Origin of the sequence: Pseudomonas sp. TWR1-1-4 (genome assembly GCF_049897165.1) — a bacterium.
Lineage (GTDB): Bacteria > Pseudomonadota > Gammaproteobacteria > Pseudomonadales > Pseudomonadaceae > Aquipseudomonas > Aquipseudomonas canadensis.
Genome location: NZ_JAFCVS010000004.1, coordinates 613,417 through 630,215, shown reverse-complemented (window position 1 = coordinate 630,215; position 16,799 = coordinate 613,417). Strand labels below are relative to the sequence as shown.

Sequence of the window (16,799 nt, the reverse complement as noted above, 5' to 3'; positions counted from 1 at the left end):
CTAAGCGCTGATGGGCAGGTCCAGTTCGAACGGTGCTTCCAGCGGCGCCAGGCCAAACGCGGCGCGGGCTGCATCGCAATCGGCGTTGTGCACGCCCTCATACCAGGAGGACTCGAACTCGCGGCACACACTGGAGCGTTGCTCGTAAATCGTGCATCGGGTGCCTTGGCCTACTTCACCTTCAAGGCTGCAGCAGCGCGCCGGTTTCTGGTCGGTGCCGATCATCGCCACGCGGGTGGGGTTGATCTGTACCACCAGGTCATCGGGCACCGTGCCCCCCGACGAGGCGCACTCTCCCCAGAAGAAAGACACACGGAAGTGTGAACAGCAGGCACCGCAATTCAGACACGGACTGGCTTCGGACATGGGCGTCATCGATAAGAAAAGTAGGAGTGGGGTGTTACGGAAGGCTCGCCATTCTATCCGGGCCATGGCCGTTGGGAAGGGGGGCAGGAACTTATATTTTTGTAGGCGAAGTCCCGTGCTGCCGGGCGAAATCATGCCCTATCAGCTTTACGAATCATTACAGACAACCGGGTGCCGTCTGACTATGTTGCAGGTACCGGGCAGGATGCATCGGGCATCGCAGCTCTCATAACAATAAAAGAGACGGACCCATGCAGAACTCGACCCAAGCGGCGAATGCCTGGCGCATTCTGTTCCTGCTGTTCCTGGCCAACCTGTTCAACTTCTTCGATCGCACGATTCCGGCGATCATCATCGAGCCAATCCGTATGGAATGGCACCTGAGCGACTTCCAGCTCGGCATCATCGGTACCGCCTTCACCATCGTCTACGCCATTGCCGGCTTGCCTCTCGGGCGCCTGGCCGATACCGGCTCGCGCAGTAAACTGATGGGCTGGGGCCTGTTTGCCTGGAGCGGGCTGACGGCGGTCAACGGCATGGTCGGCAGTTTCTGGACGTTTTTGCTGGTGCGCATGGGCATTGGCATTGGCGAAGCCAGTTATGCGCCGGCGGCCAACTCGCTGATTGGCGACCTGTTCCCGGCGCACCGTCGCGCGCGGGCCATGGGCATTTTCATGCTGGGCCTGCCGTTGGGGCTGGTGCTGGCGTTCTTCACCATCGGCTGGATGGTCAAGGCGTTCGACAGCTGGCGCGCGCCGTTCTTTATCGCGGCGGTACCCGGGATGATCCTGGCGGTGTTCATGTTCTATATCAAGGAGCCCAAGCGCGGCGCCGCCGAAACCGTGCAAGTCTCCCAGGAGCGCGTCGACCGCCCGATCCGCCGCGTACTGGCGGTGCCGACCTTCCTGTGGCTGGTGCTGGCCGGGTTGTGCTTCAACTTTGCGACCTATGCCTGCAACTCGTTCCTGGTGCCGATGCTGCAGCGTTATTTCCTGATGCCGTTGCAGGAAGCCGCCGTTGCCACGGGTGTGATCGTCGGTCTGACCGGCCTGGTGGGCCTGACCCTCGGCGGCTGGGTCGCTGACAAGATCCACCAGCGTGTTGCCAATGGTCGCCTGTTGTTCGCCGCGTTCAGCTTGATCATCTCCACCGTGACCACCGCCTGGGCGTTGCACGCCGGGCGCATCGAGATTGGCGTGTTCGTGGCGCTGTTCAGCGTGGGTTGGTTGTTTGCCTATAACTTCTACACCTGCGTGTACACGGCAATTCAGGACGTGGTCGAGCCGCGCCTGCGGGCCACGGCCATGGCGCTGTTTTTTGCCGGGCTGTATTTGCTGGGCGGTGGGATGGGACCGATCGTGGTGGGCGGGCTTTCCGATCATTTCGCCCACTCGGCGATGTATGCGGCTGGGGCGGAGCAGATGACCGAAGCTTATAAAGCGGTGGGGTTGCATGACGCCATGTACCTGATTCCGGTGGCGCTGTTCTTGACCATGCTGTTTCTGTTCCAGGCGTCACGCAGTTTTGTGCGCGATGCCAAGAAGATGAAGGAGGGGTTGAGCGGGGTGGAGGTGCCGGCTGCTAGCGTCCCTGCCTGATTGTAGTGAGCGGGCTTGCCCCGCGCTGGGCGGCGAAGCCGCCCCCATAAAAAACGCCGCATTCTCTCTGAAAGAATGCGGCGTCTGGTTTTGGGGCGGCTTCGCCGCCCAGCGCGGGGCAAGCCCGCTCACTACAGTAAATTAACCGGCTACGAGGACTCGAATCGCTTCCAGTCGCAGCGCCGCCTTATCCAGCATGGCCAAACCTTGCTCACGCTGGGTACGCAGGGCCACCAACTCACTGTCACGTACGGTCGGGTTGACCGCTTGCAACGCGGTCAGGCGCGCCAGTTCTTCGTCGGTGTCCGCCGCCAGGCGACGCTTGGCCTCGGCCACACGCTCGGCATGTTGCGGGGTGATCTTCTCTTCGCCCGCGTTGATCCGTGGCGTCAGTTGGTCGCGCTGGGCCTGGATGAACTTGTTGGCGCTGGCCCGTGGCACGCTTTCCAACTGATCGTTGAGGGTCACGAATGACACACGGCTCGACAGGTCGTTGCCATTGGCATCCAGCAAGCAGCGCAGGGCGGCCGGCGGCAGGTAGCGGCCCAGTTGCAGCGAGCGTGGGGCAACCACTTCGCTGACATAGAGCAGTTCCAGCAACACGGTGCCCGGCTTCAGCGCCTTGTTCTTGATCAGCGCCACGGCGGTGTTGCCCATGGAGCCGGACAGCACCAGGTCCATGCCGCCCTGTACCATCGGGTGTTCCCAGGTGATGAACTGCATGTCTTCGCGCGACAGCGCCTGGTTGCGGTCGTAGGTGATGGTCACACCTTCGTCGTCGCCCAGGGGGAAGCTGGCGTCGAGCATCTTTTCGCTGGGCTTGAGGATCAGCGCGTTTTCCGAATGGTCTTCGCTGTCGATGCCGAACGCGTCGAACAGGGTTTCCATGTAGATCGGCAGGGCGAACTGGTCGTCTTGCTCCAGGATGTCCTCGACCAGCGCATCACCTTCACCCGCGCCGCCGGAGTTGAGTTCCAGCAGGCGGTCGCGACCAGTGTGCAGCTCTTCTTCAAGACGCTCGCGCTCGGCACGGGCCTCGTCGATCAGGGCTTGCCACTCGCCGTCGTCGGCGTTCTCCAGCAGCGGCAGCAGGCGTGGGCCGAACTGATGCTGCAGGGCGTTGCCGGTCGGGCAGGTGTTGAGGAAGGCGTTCAGCGCTTCGTGGTACCACTGGAACAGACGCTCTTGCGGGCTGGTTTCCAGGTACGGCACGTGGAGTTCGATCACGTGTTTCTGGCCGATCCGGTCCAGACGGCCGATCCGCTGTTCCAGCAGGTCGGGGTGGGACGGCAGGTCGAACAGCACCAAGTGATGGGAGAACTGGAAGTTGCGGCCTTCACTGCCGATTTCCGAGCAGATCAGCACCTGGGCGCCAAACTCCTCATCAGCGAAGTAGGCGGCGGCGCGGTCACGTTCGAGGATGTTCATACCCTCGTGGAACACCGTGGCCGGAATACCGGAGCGCACGCGCAGCGCGTCTTCCAGGTCCATCGCGGTTTCGGCGTGGGCGCAGATCACCAGGACCTTGGTGCGCTTGAGCATTTTCAGCTGGTCGATCAGCCACTCGACGCGCGGGTCGAAGCGCCACCAGCGGTTTTCTTCTTCAATATCCGGCTGCGACTGGAAGCTGACTTCCGGGTACAGCTCGGCGTGCTCGCCCAGCGGCAACTCGAGGTATTCGTCCGGGTTTGGCAGCGGGTAGGCGTGCAGCTTGCGCTCCGGGAAACCCTGCACGGCGGCGCGGGTGTTGCGGAACAGCACGCGGCCAGTGCCGTGACGGTCGAGCAGCTCGCGCACCAGGCGTGCGCTGGCTTCGGTGTCGCCATCGTTGACGGCGGTCAGCAGGGCTTCACCTTCGTTGCCGAGGAAACCCTGGATGGTCTTATGTGCGGCAGGGGAGAGACGCCCCTTGTCCAGCAGCTCCTGCACGGCTTCAGCCACCGGGCGATAGTTCTCGCTTTCGGAGCGGAAGGCGGCGAGGTCGTGGAAACGGTTCGGGTCGAGCAGGCGCAGGCGTGCGAAGTGGCTGTCCTGGCCCAATTGCTCGGGGGTGGCGGTGAGCAGCAGTACGCCAGGAATCACTTCGGCCAGTTGTTCGACCAGCGAGTACTCGGGGCTGGCCTTGTCTTCGTGCCATACCAGGTGGTGAGCTTCGTCGACCACGAGCAAGTCCCAGCCGGCGGCGAACAGTGCGTCCTGGGCCTTCTCGTCGTCCACCAGCCACTCCAGGGCTACCAGCGCAAGCTGTGTGTCTTCGAACGGGTTGGTGGCATCACTTTCGATGAAGCGTTCTTCGTCAAACAGGGCAACTTGCAGGTTGAAGCGGCGGCGCATTTCCACCAGCCATTGGTGCTGCAGGTTTTCCGGGACCAGGATCAGCACGCGGTTGGCGCGGCCCGACAGCAATTGGCGATGGATCACCAGGCCAGCTTCGATGGTCTTGCCCAGGCCCACTTCGTCGGCCAGCAACACCCGTGGCGCGATACGGTCAGCGACTTCGCGGGCGATGTGCAGTTGGTGAGCAATAGGTTGCGCACGCACGCCACCCAGGCCCCACAGCGAGGACTGCAACTGGCGGCTGGTGTGTTCAAGCGTGTGGTAACGCAGCGAGAACCAGGCCAGCGGGTCGATTTGCCCGGCGAACAGACGGTCGCTGGCCAGGCGGAACTGGATGAAGTTGGAGAGTTGGGTTTCCGGCAGGGTGACCTGCTCGTTCTGCCCATTGAGGCCGTGATACACCAGCAGGCCGTCGACGTCGTCGACTTCCTGTACGGTCATTTTCCAGCCTTCGAAGTGGGTGATGCTGTCACCCGGCGAAAACCTCACGCGAGTGAGGGGCGCATTCCGTAGCGCATACTGGCGGGTGTCGCCAGTGGCCGGATAGAGCACGGTCAACAAGCGGCCGTCCTGTGCCAGAACGGTGCCTAACCCCAGCTCTGCTTCGCTGTCACTAATCCAGCGTTGCCCCGGTTGATACTGCTGCGCCATGCTGCCTGACTCCCGCCGTGAAAAAGCCGACTATCTTAACGGAACAAGCCCCCACGCCCAAGGACTCTGACAAAAACTACTCCGTATACGTGGGGGGCCGGAGGCCGAATCGACGGGTGGCGGGCACTTGGGAGTGTCGACTGGGTCACAGCTTGGCAACCCTGTGCTCAAGTCGCCCTGCAACCCGCCGACAGCCTGTTGATCAGGAGAATAATCACTATGCTGCCACCCATGCTGCCCGTCAGCGTTGTGCCGGTGACGTCACAACTCGATCCGGTGCGACAGAAGCCGGATATCCCGCCCGTGGTGCCAGTTCAACCGGGCTCCAACGAGAGCACTATCGACCTGAAAAAGGGCGACGCCGAGACGTCGGCCTTTTTGCTGCGCGAAGAACAACGCCGTCAGCAGGAACAACAGAAACGCCGGCGTGAAGCCGATGAAGACCCGGAGCAGCACCTGGCCATTCCGGGGGATGTGCTCAACGCCGACAACACCGTGCCGGTGGTGCCGCTGATCGAAGATGCCCCGCGCCAGGGCTTGTGGGTGGACGTCGAGGTTTAGTCGCGCAACTCGCGCAGCGCGGCCATCAGCAACTCGATATCGTGCTCGGTGTTGAGCGGGCTGACCGAGATCCGCGCCACGCTTTCCAGGCCCCGTGCCTGCATATCCAATGGCGTGTAGGCCACGCCGTTGGCGCCGATATTGATGCGCTTCAGACCCAGGCGCCGCTTCAGTTCGAATGCATCCCAGCCGGCCAGGTTGAAGGCGATCAAGCCTGATTGCTGCGTGCCCAGGTCATGCAGGGTAATACCTGCAATCCCACGCAATTCGTCGCGGATTCGCTCAGCGGTTTGCGACACCCTTTCCCAGACGCGATCGATGCCCAGGCGATTCATCTCCTGTAGCGCATTGCCTAGGCCTGCGAGCAAGGCGAAGGAGGTCTCGCTGGTCTCAAAGCGCCGGGCGTCATTGCGCAGATCGAAACCCTGGGCGGTCCATGGCGCTGAAAACACGTCGCGCTGGGCCGGGCTCAAGCGTTCAAGAAAGTCCGGTCGCACATACAGCAGCGCGGTGCCCCGTGGGCCACGCAGGTGTTTGCGTCCGGCCGACTTGAGCACGTCGCACTGCAACGCTTGAACATCCACGGGCACCTGGCCGACGGCTTGCCCTGCGTCGATGAAGTAGGGGATAGCGTGACGCCTGGCCACTTTACCGATCGCCTGGGCGGGGTTGATCAGGCCGCCATTGGCTGGGAGCCAAGTGAGGTCGATCAGCTTGACGTGTGCATCGATCATCGATTCCAGCGCCAGCGGGCAGACCGCGCCGGTCTCATCGCAAGGGATGGTTTCTACTCGGGCGCCGGCCTGCACTGCCAGCTCCATGCTGGCCAGGTTGCCGCCCCATTCATGGCGGCCCACCAGAATGCGATCGCCCGGCTGCCAAGGCGCCAATGCCTGGAACGCCAGGCTCCAGGCAGTCGAGCCGCTGCTGGCAAAGGCGATCGAGGCGGCGGGTGCATTGAGCAGTTGCGCGGCGGCGCGGCGGGCTTTTTCCACTAGCACCGCGCCATGTTCGCCGGCTTCCATCGGGCCGTCGCGGGCTTCGCGTTGCAGTTGCTCGATGATTGCATCGAGGGTCGCCTGGCTGGGCAGGGAGGCGCCGGCAGGGTTGAAGTGCACGATGCCGGATTGGCAGCCCGGTGTGTCGTCCCGCAGCTGCTGGACTTCGAGCGGGCTCACGGACGTAACTCGAAAAGGGCATCCACCTCCACGGCTACGCCGGCCGGCAGGCTGGAGACGCCCACGGCGGTGCGCACATGTCGGCCTTGTTCGCCAAGGGCGTTGACCAGCAGGTTGGAGGCACCGTTGGCGACCACGCTCTGTTGCTTGAAATCAGCGCTGCTGGCGATGAATACACCCAGGCGCACGGTGCGCACCAGGCGCGATAGGTCATCATTCAAGGCATTGCTCAATTGCCCCAGCAGGCCCAAAGCCGCCAATTCCGCAGCCTGTGCGCCTTCTTCATCGCTGAGGGATTCGCCCAAGCGACCGACGTAGGCGGGTTTGCCATCGACCAGCGGAATTTGCCCGGAAACGAACAGGTGGTTTTGGCTGATGACGTGGTTGATGTAGTTGGCAATTGGCTGGCTGGGGGTAGGCAGCGTGAGGCCAAGGGTTTGCACGCGTTCGCGGATGGAGTCGCTCATGATGAATCCTCTGGGTTCAGGAGGTTTCAGCATGTTGGCTGCATCGAGGGGCGACAAACGGATAGATCTCACGCGATGTATCGAAATAGCTCACGCGTCGGCGCAGGCTTCCTTCAGCCACTGGCTGAAACACGCGGTGGCTGCAGTGGCGGGGCCTTCGGGCGCGATGAGCCAGTAGCCGATGTCGCTGTGATAGGGCGGCCAGTCGAAAGCTTCCACCAGGCTGCCGTCCTGTAATCGGCGCTCGATCAGGCGATGGCGGCCCATGGCGATGCCTTGTCCGGCGACCGCGGCTTCGACCACGATGTTGTAGTCGTGCAGCATTACGCGGGGATGGTGGGTGAGGTCGACCTGGTAGTGCGCAGACCAGTCGGTCCATTCAAAGGGGCGGTGCGAAGTGGCCATCAGCAACGGACTGTCCTGGCGTGCCTTGAATGACGGGCTGCACACCGGGGAGATAACCTCGGGCATGAGTCGCGTGGCCTGGACATCGGGCCAATCACCCTTGCCGTAGCGGATGGCCAGGTCGACCTCGGCGCCCGCGACATCTGCCAACTGAATCGCCGGCAACAACTCCACCTGGATATGCGGGTAACGGTTGAGAAAATCCGCCAAACGCGGCGCCAGCCACAGCGTGGCGAAAGATGCCAGCAAACCGATGCGCAATACGGTGGAGCTGGGTGCAACCCGTTGGGCACGCGTGGCGGCGGCTATGGCAACGAGGGCAGGGCGGATTTCGTCGTAGTACTGTTGGCCTTCGGCGGTCAGATCGATCGCGCGGGTGCGTCGGATGAACAGCGGTTTGCCTAGATGCTGCTCAAGTTTCTGCACCTGATGACTGAGGGCGCTCTGGGTTACCGACAACTCACCGGCAGCCTTGATAAAACTCAAATGCCGCGCCACGGCTTCGAAGGCACGCAGTGCCAGCAATGGTGGAAGGTCCTTGTGCAGTGCCACCTGAGAGCGTCTCCGGGTTCGGGGAAAGGCCTCGATTTTGTGCGATGCCCTGCCTTTTGTCGCCCGCTGATTTGCCGTTGAGCGGGCGAGGCCGCATTATTGAGCCATTCCCTTCCACGACGTAAGCCAAGCCATGAGTGAAGACGACAAGCTGATCGACCTGAATGCCGAACGCGCCAAGCGTGTGCATGACCTCAATGACAAGCGCCTGAATGAAGTGCGCCAGGCATTTGAACAAGCGATGCCACTCGGCAAAGTGAAGAAAAAGCCGAAGAACAAACCGAAAAAGCGTTGAAACAACCTGCATCCCTTGATGCAGGTCAGTTATTGCCCTTCTTTACGCCCCGTCGCGGGCGACATTGATCCCCGTCAATTTTCCAATCCGGCTTCTCCATTAACTTAGCCCTATCGCAACAGGGCAAGCACAGGAGGCCGGTCATGTTTATCGATAATGTGGTATTTGCCGGAGTGCTGACTGTAAGCCTCATGGTGCTGTTTTTTGTAGGGTTTGGAATTTTTATCTGGAAAGACGCAAACAAGCGTAAAAAACCTTAGGTTTTTCCAGGTTACATGAGCACGCAAGGCATTTTGGGCGACTTCGGTCGCCCTTTTTTTTGCCTGCTATTTGAGTCGGTTTCTACAGAAATACGAATATAAAAAAAGGTGCGACCCTCGCGGATCGCACCTTTTTTATTGCGGCAGGGTTATCAACTACCCAGCGCCTTCGACGCCAACCAGAACAACCCGGCCGACAAGCCTACCGTCGCCGGCAGGGTCAGCACCCAGGCCATCAGGATGGTTTTCACGGTGCCGCCTTGAAGGCCGCTTTTGTTCGCGACCATGGTGCCGGCCACGCCGGAAGACAGCACGTGGGTGGTCGACACCGGCAGCGCGAAGATGTTGGCAAAGCCAATCATGGTCGCGGTGGTGATCTGTGCCGACATGCCCTGGGCATAGGTCATGCCTTGCTTGCCGATCTTCTCGCCGATGGTCAGTACCACACGCTTCCAGCCCACCATGGTGCCCAGGCCCAAGGCCAGTGCAACGGCGAGGATCACCCAGAACGGGGCGTACTCCGTGGTGGCGGTCAGGTCTTTGCGCAGCTTGTCGAGGTCGGACTTCTCACGGGCATCCAGGCCTGGCAGCTTGCCGACTTTCTTCGCGGTGTCGTCCAGGCAGAGCAGATAGCGACGCACTTCAATGCGCTGGTCAGAAGTCAGCGAATGATAGTCGGACACGCCTTTCAAGGTATCGACCAGCGCGTTGATGGTCGGCTCGGTCTGCTGTGGGTTGCACTGGAACTTGCCTGGCAGATCGTTCTTCACGCTTTTGCCCAGGGCCAGGAACTCGCCAAGCGTGGCGTTGTTGCGCTGGTAGAACTGGCTCAAATGCACGGTCGCATCGCGGGTACGTTCGATCTGGTAAGTGGTACTGCCCAGGTCAAGGACGAACTGCGCCGGCACGATACCGATCAGCACGAGCATGATCAGGCCGATGCCTTTCTGGCCGTCGTTGGAGCCGTGCACGAAACTCACGGCCATGGCGGAAATCACCAGCACCAGGCGGTTCCAGAACGGCGGGTGTTTCTTGTCGTCGAGCTTGCGGCGCTGGTCCGGGGTCTTGTGCATCTTCGACAGTGGGCGCCACCACTTCAGGCCGATCAGCACCAGGGCTGCGACCAGGAAGCCGGCCATCGGCGAGAACACCAGGGAGGCGCCGATATCGATCGCCTTCTGCCAGTTCACGCCGTCAGCCAGGGGGATGTCGTTGATCAAGGCATTGGCCAGGCCGACACCGAGGATCGAGCCGATCAGGGTGTGGGAGCTGGAAGCCGGGATACCGAAGTACCAGGTGCCCAGGTTCCAGGTGATCGCCGCCGCCAATAAAGAGAAGACCATTGCCAAGCCGTGGCCGGTGTTCACATTGATCAGCAACTCCACCGGCAGCAAGTGCACGATGGCGTAGGCGACGCCGACACCACCGAGCAACACGCCGAGGAAATTGAACACCCCGGAGAAGAACACGGCCAGGTGCGGCGGCATGGCTTTGGTATAGATGACTGTGGCCACCGCGTTAGCGGTGTCATGAAAGCCATTGATGAACTCGAAGGCGAGGACAAAGGCCAGGGCGAGCAACAGGCTCACGAGAACCCAAGCATCCAGTCCGCTGAATAAATCGATCATGAAGGTTTTCTGACCCGGTCGTAAGGGGGCGCGATTATGCCAGAAAACGTCAGTAATCGATGCACTAGCTGCTCATCGGTAACAATCTTCACCGAAAAAAACACCGGGAAAGGCATGCATCCCAGGGTTTTCGGGGCTTTGGCAAGTCTTTGATTTATAAAGCAGAGGGGTCACAGGGCGGGGTTTTGTCACAAAAACGTCACGCCTGAAACATTTGTATGAAATTTTACTGTGGTGGTGGGATTCAAGGTTGCCGGCTGCTAGCTATATGCCAGCAGCCGAGGCAAAACCTTGGGACTTGAACCGGATCGCTTATGGCTCTTCGGTTTTCAGCTCTTGTTCAATCTTTTGGATTTCCTGGGCAAATGCCTGGTCGAGCAGGCTGGCTCGCTTGCGCCATGGTTTGCGTTCAGGTTCAGGTTGGGCGGCGTAAGTGGTGACTTCTCCGCCGTAAACGTCCTTGTAACGTTGCTCCTGGCGCTCAAGTTCCGCGCGCAGTTCATCTTTCGTCACATCGTTACCTAATTGAGTTGAGTGTAAATTCGTTGCAGCGTTTTGCCGGAATGCGTGCTCGGCGTGTTCCAAGTTGGAGCGTAGAAACGTTCAAGTTTGGAATGGGAGCGGGCGGTCACTTGTTAGTGATGCATTCGAGGCAGGTAATCGCGATCGACCCTGCACAGTGGGTGCATCTTATCTGGCGTGGTCCTTTCCAGATAAACAAACCAGGCGAGCCTGCACATAGCGTGCATTATAGCGGCGCCTTTGAATAACACTATCAGCTTAAAGTTAAAAACCGTCAACTTTGTGTGAGGGTTTTGTTACACGGGCGTGCCGGTAATTGCGTGAATTCTGACGTCATAAAATCCACCCAACTTTGCAGACTAATAAGGACCGCTTAATTTCAATCAATCCTACGGCCAGGCTTACCGGACTCACCGGCAAATTGCGATAATCGAATGATCGTCCGATAATCGCACAATGTTCTCGGCGCTGCCTTGTGCATCCCGGCTGACGCGGCTTGTAATAGCAGGCGAACCTCCCCTGCGGTCGACAATAAGAGAAAGGATCCCCGACATGAACGATCAATTGCGCAACTCTTTCGCGTCAGTGGCGCCGCCGATCGTTGCCTCTCCGGCCAAGCGTATCCAGGCGTTTACCGGCGATCCGGACTTCATGACTTCCCTGGCTCGCGGCCTGGCCGTGGTGCAGGCGTTCCAGGAGCGCAAGCGTCACCTCACCATCGCCCAGATCAGTCACCGCACGGAAATCCCTCGCGCCGCCGTGCGTCGTTGTCTGCACACTTTGATCAAACTCGGCTACGCCACTACTGACGGGCGTACCTACTCGTTGCTGCCCAAGGTGCTGACCCTGGGTCATGCCTATTTGTCGTCCACACCGTTGGCCGTGTCGGCCCAGCCCTACCTGGACCGCATGAGCGAGCAGCTCCACGAAGCCTGCAACATGGCCACCCTTGAAGGCGACGACATCCTCTACATCGCCCGCTCGGCCACCACCCAACGCCTGATTTCCGTGGACCTGTCGGTGGGCGGCCGCCTGCCAGCCTATTGCACTTCCATGGGCCGCATCCTGCTTGCAGCGCTGGACGACGCCTCGCTGCAGGATTACCTCGACCACGCCGACCTGCAAACCAAGACCAGCCGCACCTTGACCACCCCCGCAGCGCTGTTCGAATGCCTGCAACAAGTGCGTCAGCAAGGCTGGTGCATCGTCGACCAAGAGTTGGAGCAAGGCCTGCGTTCCATCGCGGTGCCGGTGTATGACGCCTCGGGTCAGGTGCTGGCCGCGCTGAACGTCAGCACCCACGCCGGACGCGTCAGCCGCAGTGAGTTGGAACAGCGCTTCCTGCCGAGCATGCTCAGCGCCAGCCGTGAGTTGAGCGCGCAACTGTTCGCTTAAGCTGTTCGGTCACCGCACAGATCCCGGTTTGCTCAATTGACGGTCTTTCCTGCGACTTATTACTGTGCGGCAGCGCTGTTGAAGCGCCCCAATAATAACGACGACCCCAGGTCGTCAGCCCGCCATCGGTGTGGAAATAAAAACAATGAATCAGCCTTCTGTCGGTTCCACGTTGGACGTCCAGTCCTTCATCAACGCCCAGCCACTGTCACGTTATCAGTGGCGTGTTGTGATCCTGTGCTTCCTGATCGTTTTCCTCGATGGCCTCGACACTGCCGCCATGGGTTTCATCGCACCGGCGCTGTCCCAGGACTGGGGCATCGACCGCGCCAGCCTCGGCCCGGTGATGAGCGCTGCGTTGATCGGCATGGTGTTTGGCGCCCTGGGTTCCGGCCCGTTGGCCGACCGCTTCGGCCGTAAAGTGGTGCTGGTGGGCGCGGTGCTGGTGTTTGGCGCGTTCAGCCTGGCGTCCGCCTACAGCAGCAACGTCGATCAATTGCTGGTGCTGCGTTTTCTCACGGGATTGGGCCTGGGTGCCGGCATGCCGAACGCCACGACGCTGCTGTCCGAATACACACCGGAACGCCACAAGTCATTGCTGGTGACCAGCATGTTTTGCGGCTTCAACCTGGGCATGGCGGGTGGCGGGTTTATCTCGGCCAAGCTGATCCCGGCGTTCGGCTGGCATGCCTTGTTGCTGATCGGCGGCATCCTGCCATTGATTCTGGTAGTGGTGCTGATGCTGTGGCTGCCGGAGTCGGCACGCTACCTGGTGGTGCGTAACCGGGGTACCGACAAGGTGCGCAAAACCCTCTCGCCCATCGAACCCAGCATCGTCGCCCAAGCCACCCGTTTCAGCGTGCCCGAGCAAAAAACCGTCAAGGCGCGCAACGTGTTTGCGGTGATCTTCTCCGGCACCTACAGCGCCGGCACGTTGCTGCTCTGGCTCACCTACTTCATGGGCCTGGTGATCGTCTACCTGCTCACCAGTTGGTTGCCGACCCTGATGCGTGATAGCGGCGCCAGCCTGGAACAGGCGGCGTTTATCGGTGCGTTGTTCCAGTTTGGTGGTGTATTGAGTGCGGTGGGCGTGGGCTGGGCGATGGACCGGTTCAATCCGCACAAGGTTATCGGCATCTTCTACCTGCTGGCCGGGGTGTTTGCCTACGCGGTAGGGCAGAGCCTGGGCAATATCACGTTGCTGGCAACCCTGGTGCTGGTTGCCGGGATGTGCGTCAACGGTGCGCAATCGGCAATGCCGTCTTTGGCCGCACGTTTCTACCCGACCCAAGGTCGCGCCACTGGCGTGTCGTGGATGCTCGGCATTGGCCGCTTCGGTGCGATCCTCGGTGCCTGGATGGGTGCGACCTTGCTGGGCCTGGGCTGGAATTTCGAACAAGTGCTCACCGCCCTGGTGATTCCGGCTGCATTGGCCACGGCTGCCGTGGTGATCAAGGGCATAGTCAGCCACGCCGACGCTACCTGACCCGCCCTTGTAGGAGCCGGCTTGCCGGCGATGGCATCACCTCGGCAAACCTGATTGACCGAGGTGCTTGCATCGCCGGCAAGCCGGCTCCTACAGGGCGTCGTACCCCAGATAAATAGCAAGACAACAATCCGTTCGATAATCGAACGCTGAGTCGATTATCGGATTGTTTGACCCATTTCCCCGGCTTAATCTTCAAGCACTTCGGCGCCACCTCAGCGCCTTTTTCGATCCATACCGGGAGCCCGAACCCCATGGCTGAAATCCTCGCGCTGCGTGACGCGGTGAAGCAATTTGTGAACGACGGCGACACCGTCGCGCTGGAAGGCTTCACCCATCTGATCCCTACGGCAGCGGGTCATGAAATCATTCGTCAGGGCAAGAAAGACCTGACGCTGGTGCGTATGACACCTGACCTGATCTACGACCAGTTGATCGGTGCCGGTTGCGCCCGCAAGCTGATTTTCTCCTGGGGTGGCAACCCGGGTGTGGGCTCCTTGCATCGCCTGCGCGACGCGGTCGAGAAGCAATGGCCGCAACCGCTGGAAATCGAAGAACACAGCCACGCCGACCTGGCCAATGCCTACGTCGCCGGTGCCTCGGGCCTGCCGTTCGCAGTATTGCGTGCCTACGCCGGTTCCGACTTGCCTAAGGTCAACCCGCTGATCAAGACCGTGACCTGCCCATTCACTGGCGAAGTGTTGGCGGCGGTGCCGTCGGTGCGTCCGGACGTCACCGTGATCCATGCGCAAAAGGCTGATCGCAAGGGCAACGTGTTGTTGTGGGGCATCCTCGGTGTGCAGAAAGAGGCGGCTCTGGCGGCCAAGCGTTGCATCGTCACCGTCGAAGAAATCGTCGATGACCTGAATGCGCCGATGAACAGTTGCGTACTGCCGACCTGGGCGCTGACGGCGGTGTGTCATGTGCCGGGTGGCGCGCACCCGTCCTACGCCCACGGCTACAACGAGCGTGATAACCGCTTCTACCAGGCGTGGGACCCGATCGCCCGCGACCGTGGGACCTTTACTGCCTGGATCGATGAATACATCCACGGCACCGCCGATTTCACCGAATTCCAGGCCAAACTGGCCACCGCGCAGGAGGCCAAGTAATGGCTTACTCGACCAATGAAATGATGACCGTCGCCGCCGCGCGCCGCCTCAAGAATGGCTCCGTGTGCTTCGTCGGCATCGGCCTGCCGTCCAAGGCGGCCAACCTGGCGCGCCTGACCTCGTCGCCGGATGTGGTGCTGATCTACGAGTCCGGTCCGATTGGCGCCAAACCGTCGGTACTGCCGCTGTCCATCGGTGATGGCGAACTGGCGGAAACCGCCGACACCGTCGTACCGACCGGTGAGATCTTTCGCTATTGGCTGCAAGGCGGGCGCATTGATGTGGGCTTTCTCGGCGCAGCCCAGGTCGACCGTTTCGGCAACATCAACACCACCGTGGTCGGTGACTATCACCAACCTAAAGTGCGCCTGCCGGGTGCCGGTGGCGCGCCGGAAATTGCTGGTTCGGCCAAGAGCGTGCTGATCATCCTTAAGCAGTCGGCGCGTTCGTTTGTCGACAAGCTCGACTTCATCACCTCGGTCGGCCATGGCGAAGGAGGTGACTCGCGTAAACGCCTGGGCCTGCCGGGCGCCGGTCCTGTAGGGATTATTACTGACCTGTGCATCATGGAGCCGGAAGAGGGCACCCATGAGTTTGTGGTCACTGCGCTGCACCCTGGGGTGACCCGTGAGCAAGTGGTGGCCGCCACCGGTTGGGCGATCCGTTTTGCCGACCAGGTCGACACCACCGCCGAACCGACTGATGTGGAGCTGACCGCCCTGCGTGACCTTGAAGCACGTACCGCGGCCGCCCATGGCCAAGCGCCTGGAGAAGCCTGATGCGCGATGTATTTATCTGTGATGCCATCCGTACCCCCATCGGCCGTTTCGGCGGTGGTTTGTCCACCGTGCGTGCCGATGACCTGGCAGCGCTGCCGATCAAGGCGTTGATCGAGCGCAACCCTTCGGTAGATTGGACTGCCGTCGATGAAGTGTTCCTCGGCTGCGCCAACCAGGCCGGTGAAGACAACCGCAACGTGGCGCGCATGGCGCTGTTGCTGGCGGGCCTGCCGGAGAGCATCCCGGGTGTGACCCTCAACCGTTTGTGCGCCTCGGGCATGGACGCGATCGGCACCGCCTTCCGCGCGATTGCCAGCGGTGAAATGGAGCTGGCGATTGCCGGTGGCGTCGAGTCGATGTCCCGCGCGCCGTTCGTGATGGGCAAGGCCGACGCGGCGTTTTCGCGCAACATGAAGCTGGAAGACACCACCATCGGCTGGCGCTTTATCAACCCGCTGATGAAGGCCCAGTACGGCGTGGATGCGATGCCACAGACGGCCGACAATGTGGCCGACGACTACAAGGTGTCCCGCGCCGACCAAGACGCTTTTGCCCTGCGCAGCCAGCAACGTACGGCTGCTGCACAAGCCGCCGGGTACTTCGCTGAAGAAATCGTGCCCGTACGCGTCGCCCATAAAAAAGGCGAAACCCTGGTCGAACACGATGAGCACCCACGGGACACCACACTGGAAGCCCTGGCCAAGCTCAAACCCGTGAACGGCCCGGACAAAACGGTCACCGCCGGCAACGCCTCAGGTGTTAACGATGGCGCCGCCGCGCTGATCCTGGCCTCCGCTGAAGCCGTCAAGAAGCACGGTTTGACCGCCCGCGCCCGCGTATTGGGCATGGCCAGCGCTGGTGTCGCGCCGCGTGTGATGGGCATTGGCCCGGTGCCGGCCGTGCGCAAGCTGGTCGAGCGTCTTGGCCTGGCCGTGACCGATTTCGATGTGATCGAACTTAACGAGGCCTTCGCCAGCCAAGGCCTGGCCGTGCTGCGTGAACTGGGCATTGCCGACGACGCGCCGCAGGTCAATCCGAACGGCGGCGCCATCGCCCTCGGCCACCCGCTGGGTATGAGCGGCGCGCGGCTGGTGCTGACGGCCCTGCACCAACTCGAAAAAACCGGCGGCAGCAAAGGCCTGGCGACCATGTGCGTGGGCGTCGGCCAAGGCTTGGCCCTGGCGATTGAACGCATCTAATAAGAGAG

Annotated in this window: 16 protein-coding genes; 9 read left to right on the top strand and 7 right to left on the bottom strand. The window is 61.2% G+C overall.

From position 1 onward, the window contains the following. Entirely contained in the window at positions 1-366 is a 366-nt protein-coding gene (locus tag ACP7C6_RS15120) for a YkgJ family cysteine cluster protein (RefSeq protein ID WP_016975074.1), read from the bottom strand. Between the two features lie 251 nt (positions 367-617). On the opposite strand from ACP7C6_RS15120, the gene ACP7C6_RS15115 reads away from it, so the two are divergent. Next, entirely contained in the window at positions 618-1,964 is a 1,347-nt protein-coding gene (locus ACP7C6_RS15115) for a spinster family MFS transporter (protein ID WP_068935525.1), read from the top strand. Positions 1,965-2,105: 141 nt separating this feature from the next. Here the strand turns inward: ACP7C6_RS15115 and rapA are convergent, their stop codons facing one another. Continuing rightward, positions 2,106-4,952 (bottom strand): RNA polymerase-associated protein RapA, encoded by a 2,847-nt coding sequence (gene rapA / locus ACP7C6_RS15110; protein WP_028619262.1) that lies wholly within the window; start codon positions 4,950-4,952, stop codon positions 2,106-2,108. A gap of 219 nt (positions 4,953-5,171) precedes the next feature. On the opposite strand from rapA, the gene ACP7C6_RS15105 reads away from it, so the two are divergent. Next, positions 5,172-5,513 carry a hypothetical protein gene (locus ACP7C6_RS15105; protein ID WP_016975077.1) on the top strand — a complete coding sequence of 114 codons (342 nt, stop codon included), beginning with the start codon at positions 5,172-5,174 and terminating at the stop codon, positions 5,511-5,513. Here the strand turns inward: ACP7C6_RS15105 and ACP7C6_RS15100 are convergent. The 3 genes from ACP7C6_RS15100 to ACP7C6_RS15090 form a co-directional block, all read right to left on the bottom strand. Beyond that, on the bottom strand, positions 5,510-6,691 hold the full coding sequence (locus tag ACP7C6_RS15100) for an aminotransferase class V-fold PLP-dependent enzyme (protein WP_236318756.1): 1,182 nt from the start codon (positions 6,689-6,691) through the stop codon (positions 5,510-5,512). The two genes, ACP7C6_RS15105 and ACP7C6_RS15100, sit on opposite strands and share 4 nt — an antisense overlap. Continuing rightward, a complete protein-coding gene (locus ACP7C6_RS15095; protein WP_122686380.1) occupies positions 6,688-7,158 on the bottom strand; it encodes a RidA family protein in 471 nt (156 codons plus the stop codon). The genes ACP7C6_RS15100 and ACP7C6_RS15095 overlap by 4 nt, the downstream gene beginning before the upstream one ends. Before the next feature lie 90 nt (positions 7,159-7,248). Continuing rightward, positions 7,249-8,115 (bottom strand): LysR substrate-binding domain-containing protein, encoded by an 867-nt coding sequence (locus ACP7C6_RS15090; RefSeq protein WP_028619265.1) that lies wholly within the window; start codon positions 8,113-8,115, stop codon positions 7,249-7,251. Between the two features lie 133 nt (positions 8,116-8,248). On the opposite strand from ACP7C6_RS15090, the gene ACP7C6_RS15085 reads away from it, so the two are divergent. Together ACP7C6_RS15085 and ccoM are read left to right on the top strand one after the other, a co-directional pair. After that, the gene (locus ACP7C6_RS15085; protein ID WP_017137225.1) at positions 8,249-8,410 is read left to right on the top strand and encodes a hypothetical protein; all 162 of its coding nucleotides are present in this window, start codon (positions 8,249-8,251) and stop codon (positions 8,408-8,410) included. 143 nt (positions 8,411-8,553) lie between these two features. Then, positions 8,554-8,670, top strand: coding sequence for a cytochrome c oxidase subunit CcoM (ccoM, locus tag ACP7C6_RS15080; protein ID WP_003172387.1), 117 nt, complete (start codon positions 8,554-8,556; stop codon positions 8,668-8,670). 152 nt (positions 8,671-8,822) lie between these two features. Here ccoM and ACP7C6_RS15075 read toward each other — a convergent pair whose 3' ends face one another. Both ACP7C6_RS15075 and ACP7C6_RS15070 read right to left on the bottom strand, forming a co-directional pair. Beyond that, positions 8,823-10,298, bottom strand: a complete 1,476-nt coding sequence (locus ACP7C6_RS15075) for an inorganic phosphate transporter (RefSeq protein WP_028619266.1) — start codon at positions 10,296-10,298, stop codon at positions 8,823-8,825. Positions 10,299-10,610: 312 nt separating this feature from the next. Next, complete coding sequence (locus ACP7C6_RS15070) at positions 10,611-10,811, bottom strand: hypothetical protein (protein WP_003189295.1); 201 nt, start codon at positions 10,809-10,811, stop codon at positions 10,611-10,613. 561 nt (positions 10,812-11,372) lie between these two features. On the opposite strand from ACP7C6_RS15070, the gene pcaR reads away from it, so the two are divergent. The 5 genes from pcaR to pcaF all read left to right on the top strand — a co-directional run bounded on the left by pcaR (position 11,373) and on the right by pcaF (position 16,791). Beyond that, positions 11,373-12,215 (top strand): pca regulon transcriptional regulator PcaR, encoded by an 843-nt coding sequence (gene pcaR, locus ACP7C6_RS15065; protein WP_028619267.1) that lies wholly within the window; start codon positions 11,373-11,375, stop codon positions 12,213-12,215. 145 nt (positions 12,216-12,360) lie between these two features. Then, the gene (locus ACP7C6_RS15060; RefSeq protein ID WP_068935531.1) at positions 12,361-13,701 is read left to right on the top strand and encodes an MFS transporter; all 1,341 of its coding nucleotides are present in this window, start codon (positions 12,361-12,363) and stop codon (positions 13,699-13,701) included. A gap of 254 nt (positions 13,702-13,955) precedes the next feature. Next, the gene (locus tag ACP7C6_RS15055; protein ID WP_028619269.1) at positions 13,956-14,813 is read left to right on the top strand and encodes a CoA transferase subunit A; all 858 of its coding nucleotides are present in this window, start codon (positions 13,956-13,958) and stop codon (positions 14,811-14,813) included. After that, a complete protein-coding gene (locus ACP7C6_RS15050) occupies positions 14,813-15,592 on the top strand; it encodes a CoA-transferase subunit beta (protein ID WP_028619270.1) in 780 nt (259 codons plus the stop codon). Before ACP7C6_RS15055 ends, ACP7C6_RS15050 begins: the two co-directional genes overlap by 1 nt. Beyond that, positions 15,589-16,791: a 3-oxoadipyl-CoA thiolase gene (pcaF, locus tag ACP7C6_RS15045; RefSeq protein ID WP_177003547.1), complete on the top strand. Its 1,203-nt coding sequence runs from the start codon at positions 15,589-15,591 to the stop codon at positions 16,789-16,791. Before ACP7C6_RS15050 ends, pcaF begins: the two co-directional genes overlap by 4 nt. The last annotated feature ends 8 nt before the right edge of the window (positions 16,792-16,799 follow it).